Annotated in this window: 16 protein-coding genes; 13 read left to right on the forward strand and 3 right to left on the reverse strand. The window is 70.1% G+C overall.

Annotation, left to right across the window (positions count from 1 at the left end; all coding sequences use genetic code 11):
• Positions 1–17 precede the first annotated feature (17 nt).
• The 3 genes from ACFVZW_RS23965 (at position 18) to ACFVZW_RS23975 (ending at position 1,261) form a co-directional block, all read left to right on the forward strand.
• Entirely contained in the window at positions 18–143 is a 126-nt protein-coding gene (locus ACFVZW_RS23965) for a hypothetical protein (RefSeq protein WP_384524691.1), read from the forward strand.
• A gap of 29 nt (positions 144–172) precedes the next feature.
• Complete coding sequence (locus ACFVZW_RS23970; RefSeq protein WP_384524694.1) at positions 173–457, forward strand: hypothetical protein; 285 nt, start codon at positions 173–175, stop codon at positions 455–457.
• Between the two features lie 93 nt (positions 458–550).
• Positions 551–1,261 (forward strand): N-acyl homoserine lactonase family protein, encoded by a 711-nt coding sequence (locus tag ACFVZW_RS23975; protein ID WP_384524697.1) that lies wholly within the window; start codon positions 551–553, stop codon positions 1,259–1,261.
• 43 nt (positions 1,262–1,304) lie between these two features.
• Here ACFVZW_RS23975 and ACFVZW_RS23980 read toward each other — a convergent pair whose 3' ends face one another.
• From ACFVZW_RS23980 to ACFVZW_RS23990, 3 genes are all read right to left on the reverse strand, one after another.
• Entirely contained in the window at positions 1,305–1,790 is a 486-nt protein-coding gene (locus ACFVZW_RS23980; RefSeq protein WP_384524700.1) for a DUF1877 family protein, read from the reverse strand.
• Between the two features lie 345 nt (positions 1,791–2,135).
• Positions 2,136–3,212, reverse strand: a complete 1,077-nt coding sequence (locus ACFVZW_RS23985; protein ID WP_384524759.1) for a pentapeptide repeat-containing protein — start codon at positions 3,210–3,212, stop codon at positions 2,136–2,138.
• Between the two features lie 126 nt (positions 3,213–3,338).
• The gene (locus ACFVZW_RS23990) at positions 3,339–4,178 is read right to left on the reverse strand and encodes an arylamine N-acetyltransferase (RefSeq protein ID WP_384524703.1); all 840 of its coding nucleotides are present in this window, start codon (positions 4,176–4,178) and stop codon (positions 3,339–3,341) included.
• A 304-nt stretch (positions 4,179–4,482) separates the two neighbouring features.
• On the opposite strand from ACFVZW_RS23990, the gene ACFVZW_RS23995 reads away from it, so the two are divergent.
• The 10 genes from ACFVZW_RS23995 to ACFVZW_RS24040 all read left to right on the forward strand — a co-directional run.
• Positions 4,483–5,448, forward strand: a complete 966-nt coding sequence (locus ACFVZW_RS23995) for a tellurite resistance/C4-dicarboxylate transporter family protein (protein ID WP_384524706.1) — start codon at positions 4,483–4,485, stop codon at positions 5,446–5,448.
• A 280-nt stretch (positions 5,449–5,728) separates the two neighbouring features.
• The gene (locus ACFVZW_RS24000) at positions 5,729–6,262 is read left to right on the forward strand and encodes a hypothetical protein (RefSeq protein ID WP_384524709.1); all 534 of its coding nucleotides are present in this window, start codon (positions 5,729–5,731) and stop codon (positions 6,260–6,262) included.
• 229 nt (positions 6,263–6,491) lie between these two features.
• Complete coding sequence (locus ACFVZW_RS24005; protein WP_384524712.1) at positions 6,492–7,328, forward strand: DUF4097 domain-containing protein; 837 nt, start codon at positions 6,492–6,494, stop codon at positions 7,326–7,328.
• Positions 7,329–7,429: 101 nt separating this feature from the next.
• The gene (locus ACFVZW_RS24010) at positions 7,430–7,954 is read left to right on the forward strand and encodes a hypothetical protein (protein WP_384524715.1); all 525 of its coding nucleotides are present in this window, start codon (positions 7,430–7,432) and stop codon (positions 7,952–7,954) included.
• A 316-nt stretch (positions 7,955–8,270) separates the two neighbouring features.
• Positions 8,271–10,529, forward strand: a complete 2,259-nt coding sequence (locus tag ACFVZW_RS24015; protein ID WP_384524717.1) for an MMPL family transporter — start codon at positions 8,271–8,273, stop codon at positions 10,527–10,529.
• 477 nt (positions 10,530–11,006) lie between these two features.
• Positions 11,007–12,023 (forward strand): ATP-binding cassette domain-containing protein, encoded by a 1,017-nt coding sequence (locus ACFVZW_RS24020; RefSeq protein ID WP_384524720.1) that lies wholly within the window; start codon positions 11,007–11,009, stop codon positions 12,021–12,023.
• Positions 12,020–12,853, forward strand: coding sequence for an ABC transporter permease (locus ACFVZW_RS24025; RefSeq protein ID WP_384524723.1), 834 nt, complete (start codon positions 12,020–12,022; stop codon positions 12,851–12,853). Before ACFVZW_RS24020 ends, ACFVZW_RS24025 begins: the two co-directional genes overlap by 4 nt.
• Positions 12,854–13,100: 247 nt before the next feature.
• Positions 13,101–14,162: a PP2C family protein-serine/threonine phosphatase gene (locus ACFVZW_RS24030; RefSeq protein ID WP_384524726.1), complete on the forward strand. Its 1,062-nt coding sequence runs from the start codon at positions 13,101–13,103 to the stop codon at positions 14,160–14,162.
• Positions 14,163–14,737: 575 nt separating this feature from the next.
• On the forward strand, positions 14,738–15,316 hold the full coding sequence (locus tag ACFVZW_RS24035; protein ID WP_384524729.1) for a phosphoesterase: 579 nt from the start codon (positions 14,738–14,740) through the stop codon (positions 15,314–15,316).
• Positions 15,313–16,001 (forward strand): alkaline phosphatase D family protein (locus tag ACFVZW_RS24040; RefSeq protein WP_384524732.1); only part of this gene is annotated, 689 nt, incomplete at its 3' end. The genes ACFVZW_RS24035 and ACFVZW_RS24040, both read left to right, overlap by 4 nt.

Raw genomic sequence — 16,001 nt, forward strand, 5'->3', positions numbered from 1 at the left:
GCATTCGGCTGCACGTGGTGCGCACCCTCCAGGGCCTGCCCGTCTCCTTCGCCCTGACCGGAGCGAAGGCCGACGAGCGGGAGACGCTGCTGGACCTGTTCGCGGCCGAGCCGGGCCTCCTCGCCAGCCCGGGCAGACGCTGATCGGCGACGAGCCCTACTTCGGCAGGGGCTTGGAGGCCCAGCTGGCCGAGCAGGACGTCCGGCTACTGCGGCCGGCCCGCAAGGGCGAGCCGGAACGGGCCGGGTCACAGCTGTTCAAGCCGTTGTGGCAGGTCATCGATTCGGTCAACGAGAGCTTCAAGGACCAGCACGACCTCGAACGCCACCGCTGGCACATCCCCGGCGGAGTGATCGTCGGCGTCCTGCAGCGCATCCTCGTGCTGACCGCGGACATCTGGCACAACGATCACACCAGCTGGTCGGGCCTACGCTCGCTGACCGCCTACGATCACTGATCCGGGAAGCTGATCACTCGCCGGCAGGTTGGGCTGAGTTCGCTGTCGGCAAAAGCCCCGAGAAGAAACACGACAGCCTGCCAGCATGACCCGATGAGCAAGCAGACGGCCGTACGCCGAATCGACCTGGGCTACTTCGTCCGGCCGGCATCGGAAACTGGTGGCTCGCAGCCGCGAGTCGAACCCGTCCTCGCCTATCTCGTGCAGCGCGACGATGGACTGATCCTCTTCGACACCGGTGTCGGCGCTGCCGACCCAGAAACCGAAGCCCACTATCGCCCCCACCGCAGGCCACTTGAGGCAGCGCTCGCGGCCGCAGGCGTCACCCTCACGGACATCTCCCTGGTCGTGAACTGCCACCTCCACTTCGACCACTGCGGCGGGAATCCCTTGCTTGGCGGCAAGCCCATCCTCGTGCAGTCCGTGGAGCTGGCCACCGCCCGCCGAGGCGACTACACCATCGACGAACTCGTCGACTTCCCCGGCGCCACCTACAAGGAGATCACCGGAGAAGCCGAGGTCTGGCCGGGAGTCTGGATCATCCCGACCCCCGGGCATACCGCCGGGCACCAGTCGCTCGTGATCCGACAGAACGACGGCACCGTGGTCCTCGCCGGCCAGGCCCACGACTTCGCATCCCACTTCGCCTCGGACCACCTGGCCCGCCAAGCCGTCCTCGACGGCCTCGAACCGCCGCTTCCCACCTATCAGCCGTGGCTGGAGCGGCTCACCGAATTCGACCCCCGCCGAGTGCTCTTCGCCCACGACTGCTCCGTTTGGGAACCACCCCAGCACAGCGGTTGATGCCGGCCACCCCAACTATCTGCGCCCAGCACGTGGCCGCGTCTCAAGCCCACACCGCTTTGACCACGGCGTGGCCTGCCGAAGCCGCCTGCTCGTAGAACTCCCGGAGGGCCCGGTGATGTTCGAGGTGTTCCTGCCTGGTCCAGCCGAAGGCGCTGAACTTGGCACCGACAACGTTCCACAGCTCGTCGAAAGAGACAGCCGTAAGGAAACCCGCGGCCTGCGACACACCAGACGGCTCCAGAAGCATCAGCGGGGGATTGGAGGGGGCGGCGTCAGTGCTCTGGGGCACGGGGCGGCCGCCGTAGATGGGCAGGGTCCAGGGCTCGTCGGCGTCTGGACAGAAGGTATCGGCTGCGGCATAGAGGTCGTTGACGGCGTCCCAGCCCTTGTTGATCGAGTGGGCGATGCCCGCCGCGTACTCGTCGATGTCGTTCTCCCAAGCCTCGGACATGAACGCAGCGAGCCAGGTGTGGTCGTCCCGGATCTCGGACTCAGCCACGGCACGAAAGTGCAGGTAGATGCTCACTACGACGAACCCCTCAGCTCGACGACCCACCCGTCGGGCCGAACGGACAGAACCTACTTGAGGGCGCTGACAGCCACGTGTCGTCGATATCGACGCCGAGCGCTGCAACCGCGAACCACTGACGGGTTGCTCGTTGTGCTGGTTGGAAGTGACGACGCTTCCAGTCAGCTTGGGGAGGCGGGATAACGTAGCCGGTCAGGGTTCGCAGGCTGACCGAGCAGGAGGGGAAGAAGCTGCAGCAGGTCGTGCGGCGGGCAGTGGGCAGTGAAAATCACTACCGAGGGCATCCGCTGGGGCGGACGACCCCTCAGTGCAGCTGCCTGACGGACCACCTCGGTTGAAGCATCAGGCCGAGTGCAGGGGTGGGACGTTCCTCGCGAGCGCGGCGGCTTGCAGCAGGATGCTCGGCTCGGCGCCGGGGTCCTCGACCATGGCGATGCCGGCCGCCTGGATGTCGAAGCCTGTCGGCCAGATGGTGACGTCGCTTGCCAGTGCGCCCTCCAGCTTCGCCCGTGTCAGGTCGGCACCAGTGAGATCGGTTCCTCGGAGGTCGGCCAGTCTCAGATCCGCACCCGTGAACTTGGTGCCATGGCCCCGCGCCTTGCGCAAATTCGCCTCCCGCAGGTCGGCGTGGGAGAAGTCGGCGTCGCTGAGGTCGGCCCTGACCATGCGAGCCCCGCGCAGGTCGGCTTCGATGCAGCGGCTCTGGTGGAGAATCGACGTCCCGAGCTCGACGTGCCGCATGTTGGCTCCGATCAGCGATGCCTTGGTCAGGTTGCCCTGGTAAAAGCTCGCCGCTTCCAGGCAGGCGCCGTCGAAGTTGATGTGGTGCAGCCACAGTCCGTCGCAGTCGGCCCGACGCAGGTCGGTGTAGCTGACGTTGAGCCAGTCGGGTCGGCGTTCCTGGCACAGGACTCCAATGCCGGTGAGCGCCACCTGGGCATCCGGGGCACGGGTCTCCAGCGGAGGCACGGAGTTGATGGAGGCTTCCGCCGCAGGGGAGTCCTGCCCTTGCGGAGGCCATGGCAGGTGAGTCCGGAGGAACGCGGCCTTGATCGAGATGACTGCCTCCCGGTCGTGAGCCGAGTGCTCCGCGATCCGCCACAGCGCGTACAGGCCGCCGATCCGCACGTCCGTCTTCTCGCCGCCGAGCTGGTCGACCGCCCGGCTGAAGCGGTCGGTGATGTATCCCTCCCGGGTGGCGTTCAGCCCCTCCTGATTGACCCTCAACTGCCGCCAGGTCGCGTACGCGCCAAAGAGGACGACAGCGCCACCGACCGCCTGCACGAGCGTCGTGCGTACGTTGTTCACAGCTCCGAGCCGCTCAGCGGCCGAGATCCTGGCCCCGCCGAGATCGCGCTCGACCACCAGCCCAGGCAGCACCACGACCACTACGGCCAGCGCGGCGAGCACGGCCAGCATCGCCGCCACCGCGAGAAGAGCGGAACTGGCCCGACGCCGCCGAGAGGCGCCGGGTATGCGGCGGCCATGAGTAGATCCCCCCGTATCCATGCGCACATGATCGCAGAGCGGCGCGGAAGGCACCCCTCACTGCCGCCCCGCGGCCTCCCATTCCTGGTGCGCGGTTCGGACGCGGTGCCACAGCTCCGCTCGCGCGGGGTCGTCGACGTCGGTCAGGTTCAGGCGGAACACACCGGCCAGTACGTCGTACCAGTCGTCGGCCGAGTCGATGGTCCGCTCGTCCGTGCCTCCCGCGTGGATCCGGCGCAGCACGCACCCACGTAGGACGTCCACGCCCTTGGCGCCGCGGAGCTGCGCGGTGAGGACCCGGACGAAGCCGGACTCGGGAGAGGTGGACAGCCGGACGTGCTCCGCGGCGAAGGAGGACAGCTCCACGGGGTCCGGCGCGAAGTCCATCGCCGTGAACGCGCCGCGGGGGTCATGGGTGAACCGCCAGCCGCCCGGCACCGCCACCGACGGGGCCATCGCGTACGTGAACGGCCCCTGGGTGTAGCTGCCTTCGCGCAGCGGCAGCGGCTCGTGCATCCCGCCTGCCAGCCCGGTGTCGACCAGCCACCGCTCGCCGTCGAGCCGCACGGTGAGCGCGAGATGGTCACCGCCCGCGCCCGCGGTGTCCTCGGGGGTGCCCTGCACCCCGGCCCGGTGCAGGGTGACGTCGTAGCCGAGGGCCGTCAGCAGCGCGCTGAAGGCCCCGTTGAGGTGGAAGCAGTAGCCGCCGCGCCCGCGCACGATCCGGGCCACGGATTCCTCGGCGGCGATGCCCGTCGGCCGCCCCAGATGGATGTCGAGGTTCTCGTAGGCGACCCGCTCCACCTGCGCCCGGTGCAGTGCCCACAGCGCCTCGGCGGTCGGGGCCGCCGGCCGGGCCACTCCCAGTACCGCCAGATACCCGTCGACGTTGATCATGCTCTTCCTCACTACCCGAACGGATGATCAGCATATGCGCCGGGACCACTGCCCAGGCGGCGTCGGAATCCTCCCCATCCCTCGACGCCAGGTCAGCGATTCGATGATCGGAAGGGCGTGCGGCTTGCGCGGCGGCCTCGGTTCGTCCAGCGGTACCGCACGCTCGAAGGTCTGGCCGGCCATCAGACGCCTTGGCGTGTCGGAGGCATGTCCGGAGGAGGCGTGGCGGCAGGTAGCGCCCGGCCGGGTGTGGTGTGCGGCGTCCGGGTGGCGGAGCGGGCCGAGACGCGTTGCGATGGGGCTCATGAAGGAGCCGCCCGCCCGTACACGGCCCGCGCCGCCGCCCGCCGGGACGTGGAGGGACCTGCCGCCCGCGGCGGGCGCCGTGGTGATGGCCACCGGCATCCTGTCCGTCGGTTTCCATCTCGACGGCCGTGAGGCGCTCTCACGCGTCCTGCTGTGTCTCGCGGCCCTGGTCTGGCTGCTGCTCGCGTGGGACTTCGGCGTCCGTCTGCTGCGTAGTCGGCGCCGTTGGCTGGCGGACGCCGACACCCCACCGGGTCTGACCGCCGTCGCCGCCACCACCATCATCGGCGTCCGGGTCGCCCTCCTCGGCTGGAACGCCTTCGCGGGGGTGCTGTTGGCGCTTGCCGTGGTGTTGTGGGCGGTGCTGCTGACGGCGGTGCTGAGGCATCTGCGGCGGCACATGCCGGGATCCGTATTCCTGATCTGCGTCGCTACGCAGGCACTCGCGGTTCTGGCCGCGGCCCTCGCACCCGCGGGGGGTGACTGGCTGGCCTGGGCGGCGCTCGTCTTCTTCGGTCTTGGGCTGGTGCTCTACGCGGACGCTCTGGCCCGGTTCGATTTCGGGCAGATCCTCCGGGGCGCCGGCGACCAGTGGGTGGCAGGCGGGGCGCTGGCCATTTCGGCGCTCGCGGGTTCCAAGCTCCTTGCGAGCGCCGTGTGGTCCGGGTCTGCCTACACGGCGTTGCGTACGGCCACTCTCGTGCTGCTCGCCCTCGACCTCGCCTGGTACGTCGTCCTGCTCAGCTCCGAACTGTTCCGTCCGCGCCCGCGCTACGACGTCCGGCGCTGGGCCACGGTCTTTCCCCTCGGCATGACGGCGGTCACCTCCCTGTCGACCGCGGCGGCGACGGGCATCGCCTGGCTCGACACGCTGGGAACCGTGCTCCTGTGGGTCGCCGCTCTCGCCTGGCTGCTGACCCTGTGCGAGCTGGTCGCACGGGCTGCCCCTCCGGTCGGCCCGTGAAGGGTTGCTGCGCGCGAAGTCGGGTGCCACGGTGGCCCCTCGACGAGCGTGACATCCCCCCAGGTCACGGGCGCGCCGGTGGGCAGGTGGGTATGACGTGAGCCGTCTCGTGCCGATGTCAGGACCCCTCGTTCGGCCGTCTCGAAGCACTGTTGGCGGCTCCGTACCACCGCGCCACAGTAAGGGCGGCGCCATTCCTTGGCGCCATCTGGGCGAAACTCTGGCCCGCCATGGCGCCAAGGGACTTGTGGTGGCGCCACGATGGTGCCACTATTACGTCATGGACCTCACCCCGTATGTTGACAATCTTCGCCATGAGCTCGGCGTGGCCGCCGAGGCGGGCGGGGACGAAGCTCGTGCTCTGGCCGACCGGCTGACCGGTCAACTGGAGTCGGCAGCCCGTCTGACCCTGCTGAACGCCCTGTCCGACGCGATGGACGAGGTCACCCGTGACCTGGCGCCCGGCTCGGTCGATCTGAGGCTGCGCGGCCTGAATCCCGAGTTCGTGGTGACCGCGCCGCCCGCAGTCGACGTCTTCGAGGAGGCCGACACTCCGGTGCAGGCCCCGCCGCCCCCGGTGACGGCCCCCGTGGAGGCCGAGGACGGCGCCACTTCGCGCATCAACTTCCGCCCGCCGGCCCAGCTCAAGGTCCGGGTCGAGGAAGCCGCGAGCCGCGAGGGCCTTTCGGTCAACGCGTGGCTGGTGCGGGCCGTGACCGCCGCCCTTGAGCCCGGCACGGCGGGCCGCAGCCGGAAGGGTTCGACGGGCCTTGGCCCGGCTGTCGGGCAGGGCTTCACCGGCTGGGTCCGCTAGCCGTACCGGGGAACGGCCTCACGCCACGGTCGTACCGTGACGCAACCGTGGGTCCGCGAGGCGCACCCGGAAGCACCGCACGGTCACGCTTGAACGACGACGTTCCCGGTGCGCCGGCCGCACCTGGAACCGCCTCACATCGCTGTCGCGCCACGGCACTTCAGCCGAGCACGAACCTCCACTGAGCCACTCAGCCACTCAGTCACTCAGCCAAAAGGACGGCACAGCCATGCCTGCTTTCGAAACCCCCGAACCCGTCTCCGCCACCGTCGAGCTCGAGATCGGGCGGGCCCGCATCGTCGCGGCCAAGCGCACCGACACCGTCGTCGAGGTGACGCCGAGCGACCCGGGCGACAAGCTGGACGTACAGGCCGCCGAGGAAACCAAGGTCACCTGCGCGGGTGGGAAGCTGCTGGTCAAGGGCCCCAAGAAGCGCTCGCTCTTCGGCAAGATCGGCGCGGTCGATGTGACCGTCGAGCTGCCCGCGGGCTCGGAGTTGATCGTCAGCACGGGCCTGGGCGAGCTCATCGGCGAGGGCCGGTTCGGCAACTGCCGCCTCACGACCGCGGCCGGGGACATCCAGCTCGACGAGGCCGCGGACGTGCGGCTGAAGACCTCGCACGGCGACATCCTCGTGGACCGTACGACGGGCCAGACCGAGATCCAAGGCTCGGGCCGTGTGCGGGTGGGCCGGATCGACGGGTCGGCGACCGTCAAGAACCTCAACGGCGAGACCGTGATCGGAGAGATCGGCGGGGAGCTGCGGGTGAACTCCTCGAACGGCCCCATCAGCGTCGTACGCGCGGGGTCCTCGGTCACCGCCAAGACCGCCAGCGGCTCCATCCGCCTCGGCGAGGTCGTTCGCGGCCAGATCACGCTGGACTCCTCTGCCGGAGGCTTGGAGATCGGCATCGCTGAGGGCACCGCGGCCTGGCTCGACGTACGCTCCACGGCCGGCCGCGTACGCAATGAGTTGGACGCGGCGGAGGGCCCTGGGCAGTCCACGGAGACGGTCGAGGTCCGGGGCCGCACGAGCGTCGGCGACATCGTGATCCGCCGCGCGTAGGCGCTCGTACATGCACGCGCGCAGGCGTGCACACAGACGGAGTTGGGACTGAAGCGCGCCGGCATGGGCGCAGGTATCGAATCGAGGGGGCGGAGAAAGAGATGCAACGCGGATTACGGACCAGCACCCCCGAAGCCCCTGGCGCCTTCGCCTCCTTCGTCCGCTTCGTCATCCTCGGCGGCGGAGTCGGCCTCGCCTCCAGTGCGGGCGTCGCCCTGCTCGCCGCCTCCCTGCCGTTCGCCCTGGCCAACGCCCTCGTCACGGTGGTCTCGACGATTCTCGCGACTGAGCTGCACGCACGGTTCACCTTTGCGGCGGGGCGGCGGCGCGGCGGGCGCGGACTGTTGCGCTGCGGCCTCCGGCACCACCTGCAGTCCGCCGGGACGGCCGCGGCCGCCTTCGCCGTGACCACCCTTGCGATGCTCGTCCTCTACGCGTTCGAGAGCGCACCCTCTCTCGTGGTCGAGCAGACCGTCTACCTCTCTGCCTCGGCCCTGGCCGGCACAGGCCGCTTCCTGGCGCTGCGCCTGTACGTCTTCGCCACCACAGGCAAGCGCCCCAGCCCGGTCACCCTCGACCTGCACCGGCCCCCAACCCGCCGCGAACTGCTCACCACCGCGTCCTGAACCAGCCCGGGAACAGGGCGAGGGCGCGGGGGCTGACCTCCGGAGCCGCCGGGCGGGCGCCTGCCGAAAGCCGTCGTCGAGGCCCTGACCACCCGCGCTCAGCACCGTCGGCACACTCGCCACCCCTGCTGTCACACAGAATGAGGATGGCGCCATAATGGCTCGCGATGGCGCCATCCGTGTGTCATGATGGCGATGCTCGCGATGCGCCATGCGGGCGCCAACTTGGCGTCAAGCCACTGGCCCAATGACCAGCCGGCACGTTTCGACGCAACCAACCGCTTTGACCAATCACTGATCCAATGGGAGTTCCTCCGTGGCTACGTTCCTGTCCAGGCTGGGCCGCCTCGCCTTTCGCCGACGGGGGGTGACGCTGCTGCTCTGGCTGCTGATATTCGGCGGCGTGGGCTTCGCGGCATCGTCCGCACCGGCGCCGCCCGCCGATACGTTCTCGATGCCGGGCACCGAGTCGCAGGAGGCCTTCGACCTGCTGACCGAGAAGTTCCCGGATGCGAGTGCCGATGGCGCCAGTGCCCGGGTCGTCGTCCGGGCCCCCGAGGGTGCGAAGATCACCACGCCCGCGCAGCGGACCAAGGTCGAGCGCCTGGTCTCCGAGCTGGGGGCGTCGTCCCCGCAGGTGGTGGGTGTCGCCAACCCGTACAAGAGCCCCGACATCAGCATCAGCAAGGACGGGACGACCGCCTACATGGTGGTGACGTACAAGGTTCCCGCGATGGAGGTCGGAGACAAAGCGCACGACGGGCTCGACGCGGCCACCGAGCGGGCCCGCGAGGCGGGGCTGACCGTCGAGGCCGGCGGTGACGCCGTGAAGATCGAGCAGGCGATGGGCGGCACCGGCGAGCAGATCGGCATCCTGATCTGCGCGATCGTCCTCGTCCTGACCTTCGGCTCGATGATCGCGGCCGGAATGCCGCTGATCACCGCGCTGATCGGCGTCGGCATCGGCATCTCGGGCATCACCGCGCTCGGCTCCACACTGGGGCTGTCCGGCACCACTTCAACCCTTGCGATGATGATCGGACTTGCGGTCGGCATCGACTACGCGCTGTTCATCGTGTCCCGTTTCCGCGCCGAGCGTGCCGAGGGGCGTACCCCCGAAGAGGCCGCGGGACGGGCCGTCGGTACCGCGGGCTCGGCCGTCGTCTTCGCCGGTCTCACGGTCATCGTCGCCCTCGCCGGGCTCGCCGTGGTGAACATCCCGATGCTCACCAAGATGGGCCTCGCCGCGGCCGGCACCGTCGCCGTCTCCGTACTCGTCGCGATCACGCTGGTCCCCGCCCTCCTCGGCCTCGCGCCGGTCAAGGTGATGGCCCGCAAGGGACGCCTGCGGTACGCGGTCAAGCCGCTGTCGGACCGTCAGCAGCGCAGGGCCGCCAAGCACGAGGCGAAGCTGGCCAGGAAGACCAAGCCCAACCTGGGGTCCCGCTGGGCAAGTTACGTCCTGCGCCACCCAGTGGCGGTCCTGCTCGTCGGTGTGGTCGGCCTCGGTACGGTCGCCGTTCCGGCGGCGAGCCTGGAGCTCGGCCTGCCGGGCGAGGGGCAGATGTCGACGGAGACGACCCAGCGCAAGGCGTACGACCTGCTTTCGGAGTCCTTCGGGCCCGGGTTCAACGGACCCCTGATGGTCACCGTGCAGACGACGGACACCAAGGCCAAGGCCGCCGGAGACGAGATCGGCAAGGCGCTCGGGAAGACGGCCGGTGTGGCCTCGGTCTCCCCGGCCACCGCCAACAAGGTGGGCGACACCGCGATCCTCACCGTCATCCCCACGACCGGCCCCACCGAGAAGAAGACCGAGGAGCTGGTACGCGAACTCCGCGACACCGCGGGCGGCCTGGAGCAGGGCACCGTGTCCCGGATCCTCGTGACCGGCCAGACGGCCATGTTCATCGACTTCTCCCAGACCCTCGACGACGCCCTGCTGCCCTACCTGGGCCTGGTCGTCGGCCTCGCCTTCCTTCTGCTCATGGTGGTCTTCCGCTCCGTCCTGGTCCCGCTCAAGGCGGCCCTCGGCTTCCTGCTCTCGGTGGCGGCGGCCCTCGGCGCCGTCGTGGCGGTCTTCCAGTGGGGCTGGCTCGCCGACGTCTTCGGCATCGACGCCCCGGGCCCGATCATGAGCACGATGCCGATCTTCATGATCGGCGTGGTCTTCGGCCTCGCGATGGACTACGAGGTCTTCCTGGTCAGCCGGATGCGTGAGTCGTACGCCCACGGGGCTCGTCCCGGCGAAGCGGTCGTCGACGGATTCCGCTACGGGGGCCGGGTGGTCAGCGCGGCTGCGGTCATCATGATGAGCGTGTTCTCCGGCTTCATCGTGGAGGACAACGACTTCGTCAAGATGATCGGCTTCGCCCTCGCGATCGCCGTTCTCTTCGACGCCTTCATCGTCCGGATGGCGATCGTGCCCGCGCTCTTCGCTCTGCTCGGCAAGTCCGCCTGGTGGCTGCCGAAGTGGCTGGACCGGATCCTGCCCCGGGTCGACGTCGAGGGCGAGAAGCTCGGCGAGGCGCAGGCCGCACCGCGCTCGCACCGCGACCGCACCCTGGTCGGCTGACCACCTCTCGGATTCGGGCGATGGGTCCGACGGAAGGCGCCCCCGTACCGGCTCAGGCCGGCGCGGGGGCGCCTTTGCGTGGCGCGGGGCAGCACCCCGGTGACGTACCGGCATCGCCGAAGCGCAGGCCAGGGCGACACCGTGCCACGTGGCCGACATGGATGGCGCCATGAGTGCTCGATATGGCGCCATCGGTGTGCCATGATGGTGGCGCAAGCGCGGTGCAGAACTGGCGCCTATGGCGCCAGGCGCTGACCCGGACCTCCAGAGCCAGGCCCTGCCGTACCCCCGCAGTCCCGACGTGCCACGTCAGACCCGTCAGGCCCCGCCGAACCCACCCCTTTCCCCACATCACTGGCCCCGCCGACCTCACCGGCTTCCCGACCTCACCGCTTCCGCCGAACCTCGCCGGCCCGCCCTCCCGGCCCCTGCCGGCCCAGCCCCTCGGACTCCCCAGAAGAGAAAGGCCCGCCCACCATGAACACCGTGACCACAGCGGCCACCAGCACCCGCTCCACGGCGATCTCCGCGATCGGCCTGCGCAAGTCGTACGGCGACAAGGTGGTGCTCGACGGCATCGACCTGCGGATTCCCGAGGGCACGATCTTCGCCCTGCTCGGCCCCAACGGCGCCGGCAAGACGACGACGGTCGAGATCCTCTCCACCCTGATCACCGCCGACGGGGGCGAGGCCCGGATCGCGGGCCACGACGTGAAGGCCGACGCCGGCTCCGTACGCACCCTGATCGGCGTCACCGGCCAGTTCGCCGCCGTCGACGGGCTGCTGACCGCCGAGGAGAACCTGCTCCTCATGGCCGACCTCTACCACCTGAGCCGCAGCGAGGGCCGCCGCCGCACCGCCGAGCTCCTGGAGCGGTTCGACCTGACCGAGGCGGCCCGCAAGAACGTCGCCACCTTCTCCGGCGGCATGCGCCGCAAGCTGGACCTGGCGATGACGCTGGTCGGCCGGCCGCGGATCATCTTCCTCGACGAGCCGACCACCGGCCTCGACCCGCGCAGCCGCCGCGACATGTGGGAGCTGATCCGGGGCCTGGTCACGGAGCAGGGCGTGACGATCTTCCTCACCACGCAGTACCTGGAGGAGGCCGACCACCTCGCCGACCGCATCGCGGTCCTCGACCACGGCAAGCTCGTCGCCGAAGGCACGGCGGAGGAGCTGAAGCGGCTGATCCCCGGCGGCCACGTACGCGTCCAGTTCGCCGACGAGACCCACCTCGCTACGGCCGCCGCCGTCTTCGGCATCGCGACCCGGGACGACGAGGCGCTCGTGCTGCAGATCCCCAGCGACGGCTCGGTCACCAACCTCCGCGCCATCCTCGACGCCCTGGACAGCTCCGGGGTCCGGGCGGAGTCGCTCACCGTGCACACCCCCGACCTCGACGACGTCTTCCTCACCCTCACCGGCAAGCAGAACGCCCCCACCGTCCCCGCCCCGTCCACCGCCACCACCACTCAGAAGGAGTCGAACCGATGAGCACCGCCACCCTGACCCCGGCCAAGCCCGCCAAGCCGGCCAAGGCCACCCGCTCATACGCCCTGCGCGACTCCATGACGATGCTGCGCCGCAACCTCAAGCACATGCAGCGCTACCCGTCGATGACGATCTCGATCCTCGTGATGCCACTGCTGATGCTGCTGCTGTTCGTGTACGTCTTCGGCGGCGCGCTCGGCACCGGCATCGGGGCGGGAGCCGACCGAGGCGACTACATCAACTACCTGGTGCCCGGCATCATCCTCATGTCCGCGACCTCGGGGGCCGTCGCGACGGCCGTGTCCGTCTGCACCGACATGACCGAAGGCATCGTCAACCGTTTCCGTACGATGTCGATCTCCCGCGGCTCCATCCTCACGGGCCATGTCCTCGGCAGTGTCATCCAGGTCGCGGCGGTCCTCGTCCTGATCACCGCCGTCTCTCTCGCGATCGGCTTCCGGCCCGACGCCTCGGCCGTCGAGTGGGCGTCCGCCGCGGGCCTGCTCCTCTTCCTGGCCTTCGGCATGGCCTGGCTGTCCGCCGCGATGGGCATGGGCGCCAAGACCGTCGAGTCCGCGAGCAACGCCCCGCTGCCGCTGACCTTCCTGCCCTTCCTCGGCAGCGCGGTCGTCACCCCGGACTCCATGCCGACCGCCCTGCGCTGGTTCGCCGAGTACCAGCCCTTCACCCCGATCAACGAGACTCTGCGCGGCCTGCTGCTCGGCACCCCGATCGGCAACGACGGCTGGATCGCCCTGGCATGGTGCACGGGCCTCGCCCTGGTCGGCTACCTGTGGTCCCGCGCCGTCTTCAACCGCGAAGTCACCCGCTGAGCCTGACAGGGCAGAGGCGGAGATGGGGGCGGCTCCCGGGGGATTCCGGGAGTCGCCCCTCCTGTGCTCTGCTCCGTTTGGGCACGTGACACTCCCGCCGGGCAGGTACGGGCAGCCGGCCGGCCGAGGGGCGCGGCCCCGCTTCCGGCTCCGGGCCTTGCCTGGTCAGTACAGTGCAGGCGTGCCCCCTCAGCCTTCTCCGCTCAACTGGCATTTCCTGTTCTCACGCCGGGGCTGGATCTGGTGGATGCCCATCATCGCCGTCCTCCTTGTCCTGATCACGGAGGTGGCTGTCCAGGGGCGGGAGCCGGTGAGCTTCCTGCTCACCGGGGTTCCCCCCTTGGTCTCCGCCACTCGCGGGCCAAGGGCAACCGCATGGTCGGCCATCGGGTGTCTGGGGCTGCAGATACTGATGGCGGCGGGACGTCCGGGTCACTTCGACGAACAGCACCATGTGGCCCTGTACATGGCCACGCTCATCATCGGCGCGGTCAGCTATCTGCTCGCCAGGCAACGCCAGAACACCGAGAAACACCTCATCATGGCCAACTCGGTGGCCGAGGCGATGCAGCGGACCCTGCTGCGCCCGGTGCCGCCCCGCCTCGCCCATGTCAGCGCCGCCGGGTACTACTCGCCGGGTGAGGGCGGCACGTTCGTCGGGGGCGACCTGTACGACATGTGCGAGACGCCGTTCGGGGTCCGGGTGATCATCGGCGACGTCCGCGGCAAGGGCTTGGACGCGGTACAGACGGTCGCCGCGGTCCTGGGGAGTTTCCGCGTGTCCGCCCATGAGTGGCGGGATCTTTCCGTCCTGGCGGACCGGCTGGAGCTCAGCATCGTCCGCAACGGCCCCAAGGCGGACACCGGTGACCCCGAACTGTTCGTGACGGCACTGGTCATGGAGTTCGCCGGTGACAGCGTGCGCATCGTCGACCGCGGACATCCTGCACCGGTCGCCGTCGGACCGGACGGGGCCCGCCATCTGGCCACGGCGCCCGCGCTGCCGCTGGGACTCGGTGAACTGTCCGGCGGCCGCGTCCTGACGACGGAACACACTCTGCGTCCCGGCGAGGTCCTGGTCCTGTACACCGACGGCCTCAGCGAGGCCCGCAACACGGACGGCACCTTCTACCCCGTCATGGAACGGCTCGGGGAGCACTTCCTCACGTGTGAGCCGGATCCCCAGACAGTGGTGTCGTTCCTGCGGACCGACAGCGACAGCTGGTCGGCCGCGTCCGAGGAAGACGATCAGGCCGTCCTCGCCATCACACTGCTCCAGTCGGCACCACAGCAAGCAGGACACAACTGAGCCCGAACGGCCGCAAGCTCACTCCGGCCCGGCCCATTGCGGATGCCCGCAGGACACCGCAGAGCACGGCGGTGGCCCCGGTCAGTCGCTTTCCCGGCTGCGCCCAGTCCACGTCCGGGCGCTGAGCGGGCTGCGCCCAGCCGGTGATCTGTACGAGCCGCTCCACCCAGTCGATGTCCTCGTCCGGAGGGACTGCCGACGGGGCCGGCACCTCTCTCCGGGCGACCGCGAGCACCGACCGTTCGGCTCCCTCCAGGTCCCGCACCGTACCCGTGCCGATCCACTGATCCGCGTATCGTCACGGCCCGCCCCTGGAAGAGAGCGAGGAGAGCCGCGCCGCTGCCTGCCAGGGCACGACGCCGGTTCTGCTCCGGGCTGCGTTTGCTTGGGCCGGGGAGCCGACGCTGCACCAGTCCGGCCAGGGCCGAACCGCCCCCGAACAGGCCGCCGGCGACGCTGCCCGAGAGTTGTCTGTACAACTTGCCGCCACTGTTCTCCGACGCGTCGTCAAAGGTTCACCCCCGACTGCTGCGATACACGCGCCATTCGAACAGCGCTTGATCGAGGAGGCTTGAGTGAATCTCGTAGTCAACGGCGACGCGGAGAGCGGGCCCGGCGGGTCCGCCGAGCCGGTCACCGACGTGACCGGCTGGCAGGTGCCCGAAGGAGCGCCCGCGCTCATCGCGTACAACCTGGGCAACGGCTATCCCGGACCCGCCGACCCCGGCCCCGCCACCCGTGGCAGCCGGTTCTTCTCCGGCGGCAACAGCCCGCGTACCGCCCTCGTGCAGGACATCACCCTGCCCACGCGCGGCATCACCGGCCGGCGGGCCGTCGACGCCGGGAAGGTCCGCTACACGCTCGCCGGCTGGCTGGGCGGCTACGCGACACAGGAGGACGGCGCCCGGCTGTCCGTGGAGTTCCGGGACGCCGAGGGAACCCCGGTGGCCCTGTCCGTGCTCGGCCCGGTGACGGCCGCCGAACGGCTGTCCCGCACCGCACTCATCGAGCGCACCGCGACCGCCACGGTCCCGCCCGGCGCACGCACCGCGCGCATGCTGCTCGTCTTCACCCGCAGCGGCGGCGGGACGTCCAACGACGGTTACGCCGACGCCATATCGCTCACGCTGCACGCCACGGGGGGACGCAAGTGACCAGGCTCAATCGCCGCGATCTGCTCAAGGCCGCCGGAGCCGCCGGTGCCCTGAACCTCGTCTGGCCGCTGGCCGCCGGGCTGTCGCCTGCGCAGGCCCTCGAGGCCGCCCAGGCGCTCGGCGCCGACTACGACCCGGCGCCGTTCACCCTCGGCGTCGCCTCCGGCGACCCGCAGCCGAGCAGCGTCCTGCTCTGGACGCGGCTCGCCCCCGAGCCGCTGGCCGCCGAGCAGAAGCTGCCCGAGATCGTCGAGGTCGACTGGGTCGTCGCCACCGACCCCCGGTTGCGGCGCGTCGTCGCGCGCGGCACCGCGCCCGCCTCGGCGACGCTCGGCCACAGCGTGCACGTCCCCGTCTCCGGGCTGCGCCCGGGCACCCGCTACTGGTACGCCTTCGAGGCCCTGGGCAAGCGGAGCCGGATCGGCCGCACGAAGACCGCGCCCGTCGGCAACGTCTCCTCCGTCCGCTTCGCCGCCGCCAACTGCCAGGCGTTCCACGACGGTTTCTACGCGGCCCACCGGGGCATCGCGCGAGAGAACGTCGACTTCGTCGTCCACCTCGGCGACTACATCTACGAGCACGGGCAGGTCGGCGGGGTCCCCCCCCACAACCACCCCCACCCCCAAGGCCCCCGCCGCGAACAGCTCCCCCAAAACCCCCCCCCCCACCCCCCCCCAAAAGGCGA

The organism is Streptomyces sp. NPDC059567 (assembly GCF_042735655.1).
Classification (GTDB): domain Bacteria; phylum Actinomycetota; class Actinomycetes; order Streptomycetales; family Streptomycetaceae; genus Streptomyces.

What these genes read in the sequence shown, in the direction of transcription:
- ACFVZW_RS23985 (WP_384524759.1), bottom strand. Translation starts at nt 3,212, where the DNA reads ATGCTGGCCGTGCTCGCCGCGCTGGCCGTAGTGGTCGTGGTGCTGCCT.
- ACFVZW_RS23995 (WP_384524706.1), top strand. Translation starts at nt 4,483, where the DNA reads ATGAAGGAGCCGCCCGCCCGTACACGGCCCGCGCCGCCGCCCGCCGGG.
- ACFVZW_RS23990 (WP_384524703.1), bottom strand. Translation starts at nt 4,178, where the DNA reads ATGATCAACGTCGACGGGTATCTGGCGGTACTGGGAGTGGCCCGGCCG.
- ACFVZW_RS24005 (WP_384524712.1), top strand. Translation starts at nt 6,492, where the DNA reads ATGCCTGCTTTCGAAACCCCCGAACCCGTCTCCGCCACCGTCGAGCTC.
- ACFVZW_RS24030 (WP_384524726.1), top strand. Translation starts at nt 13,101, where the DNA reads ATGCCCATCATCGCCGTCCTCCTTGTCCTGATCACGGAGGTGGCTGTC.
- ACFVZW_RS23975 (WP_384524697.1), top strand. Translation starts at nt 551, where the DNA reads ATGAGCAAGCAGACGGCCGTACGCCGAATCGACCTGGGCTACTTCGTC.
- ACFVZW_RS24000 (WP_384524709.1), top strand. Translation starts at nt 5,729, where the DNA reads ATGGACCTCACCCCGTATGTTGACAATCTTCGCCATGAGCTCGGCGTG.
- ACFVZW_RS24025 (WP_384524723.1), top strand. Translation starts at nt 12,020, where the DNA reads ATGAGCACCGCCACCCTGACCCCGGCCAAGCCCGCCAAGCCGGCCAAG.
- ACFVZW_RS24010 (WP_384524715.1), top strand. Translation starts at nt 7,430, where the DNA reads ATGCAACGCGGATTACGGACCAGCACCCCCGAAGCCCCTGGCGCCTTC.
- ACFVZW_RS24020 (WP_384524720.1), top strand. Translation starts at nt 11,007, where the DNA reads ATGAACACCGTGACCACAGCGGCCACCAGCACCCGCTCCACGGCGATC.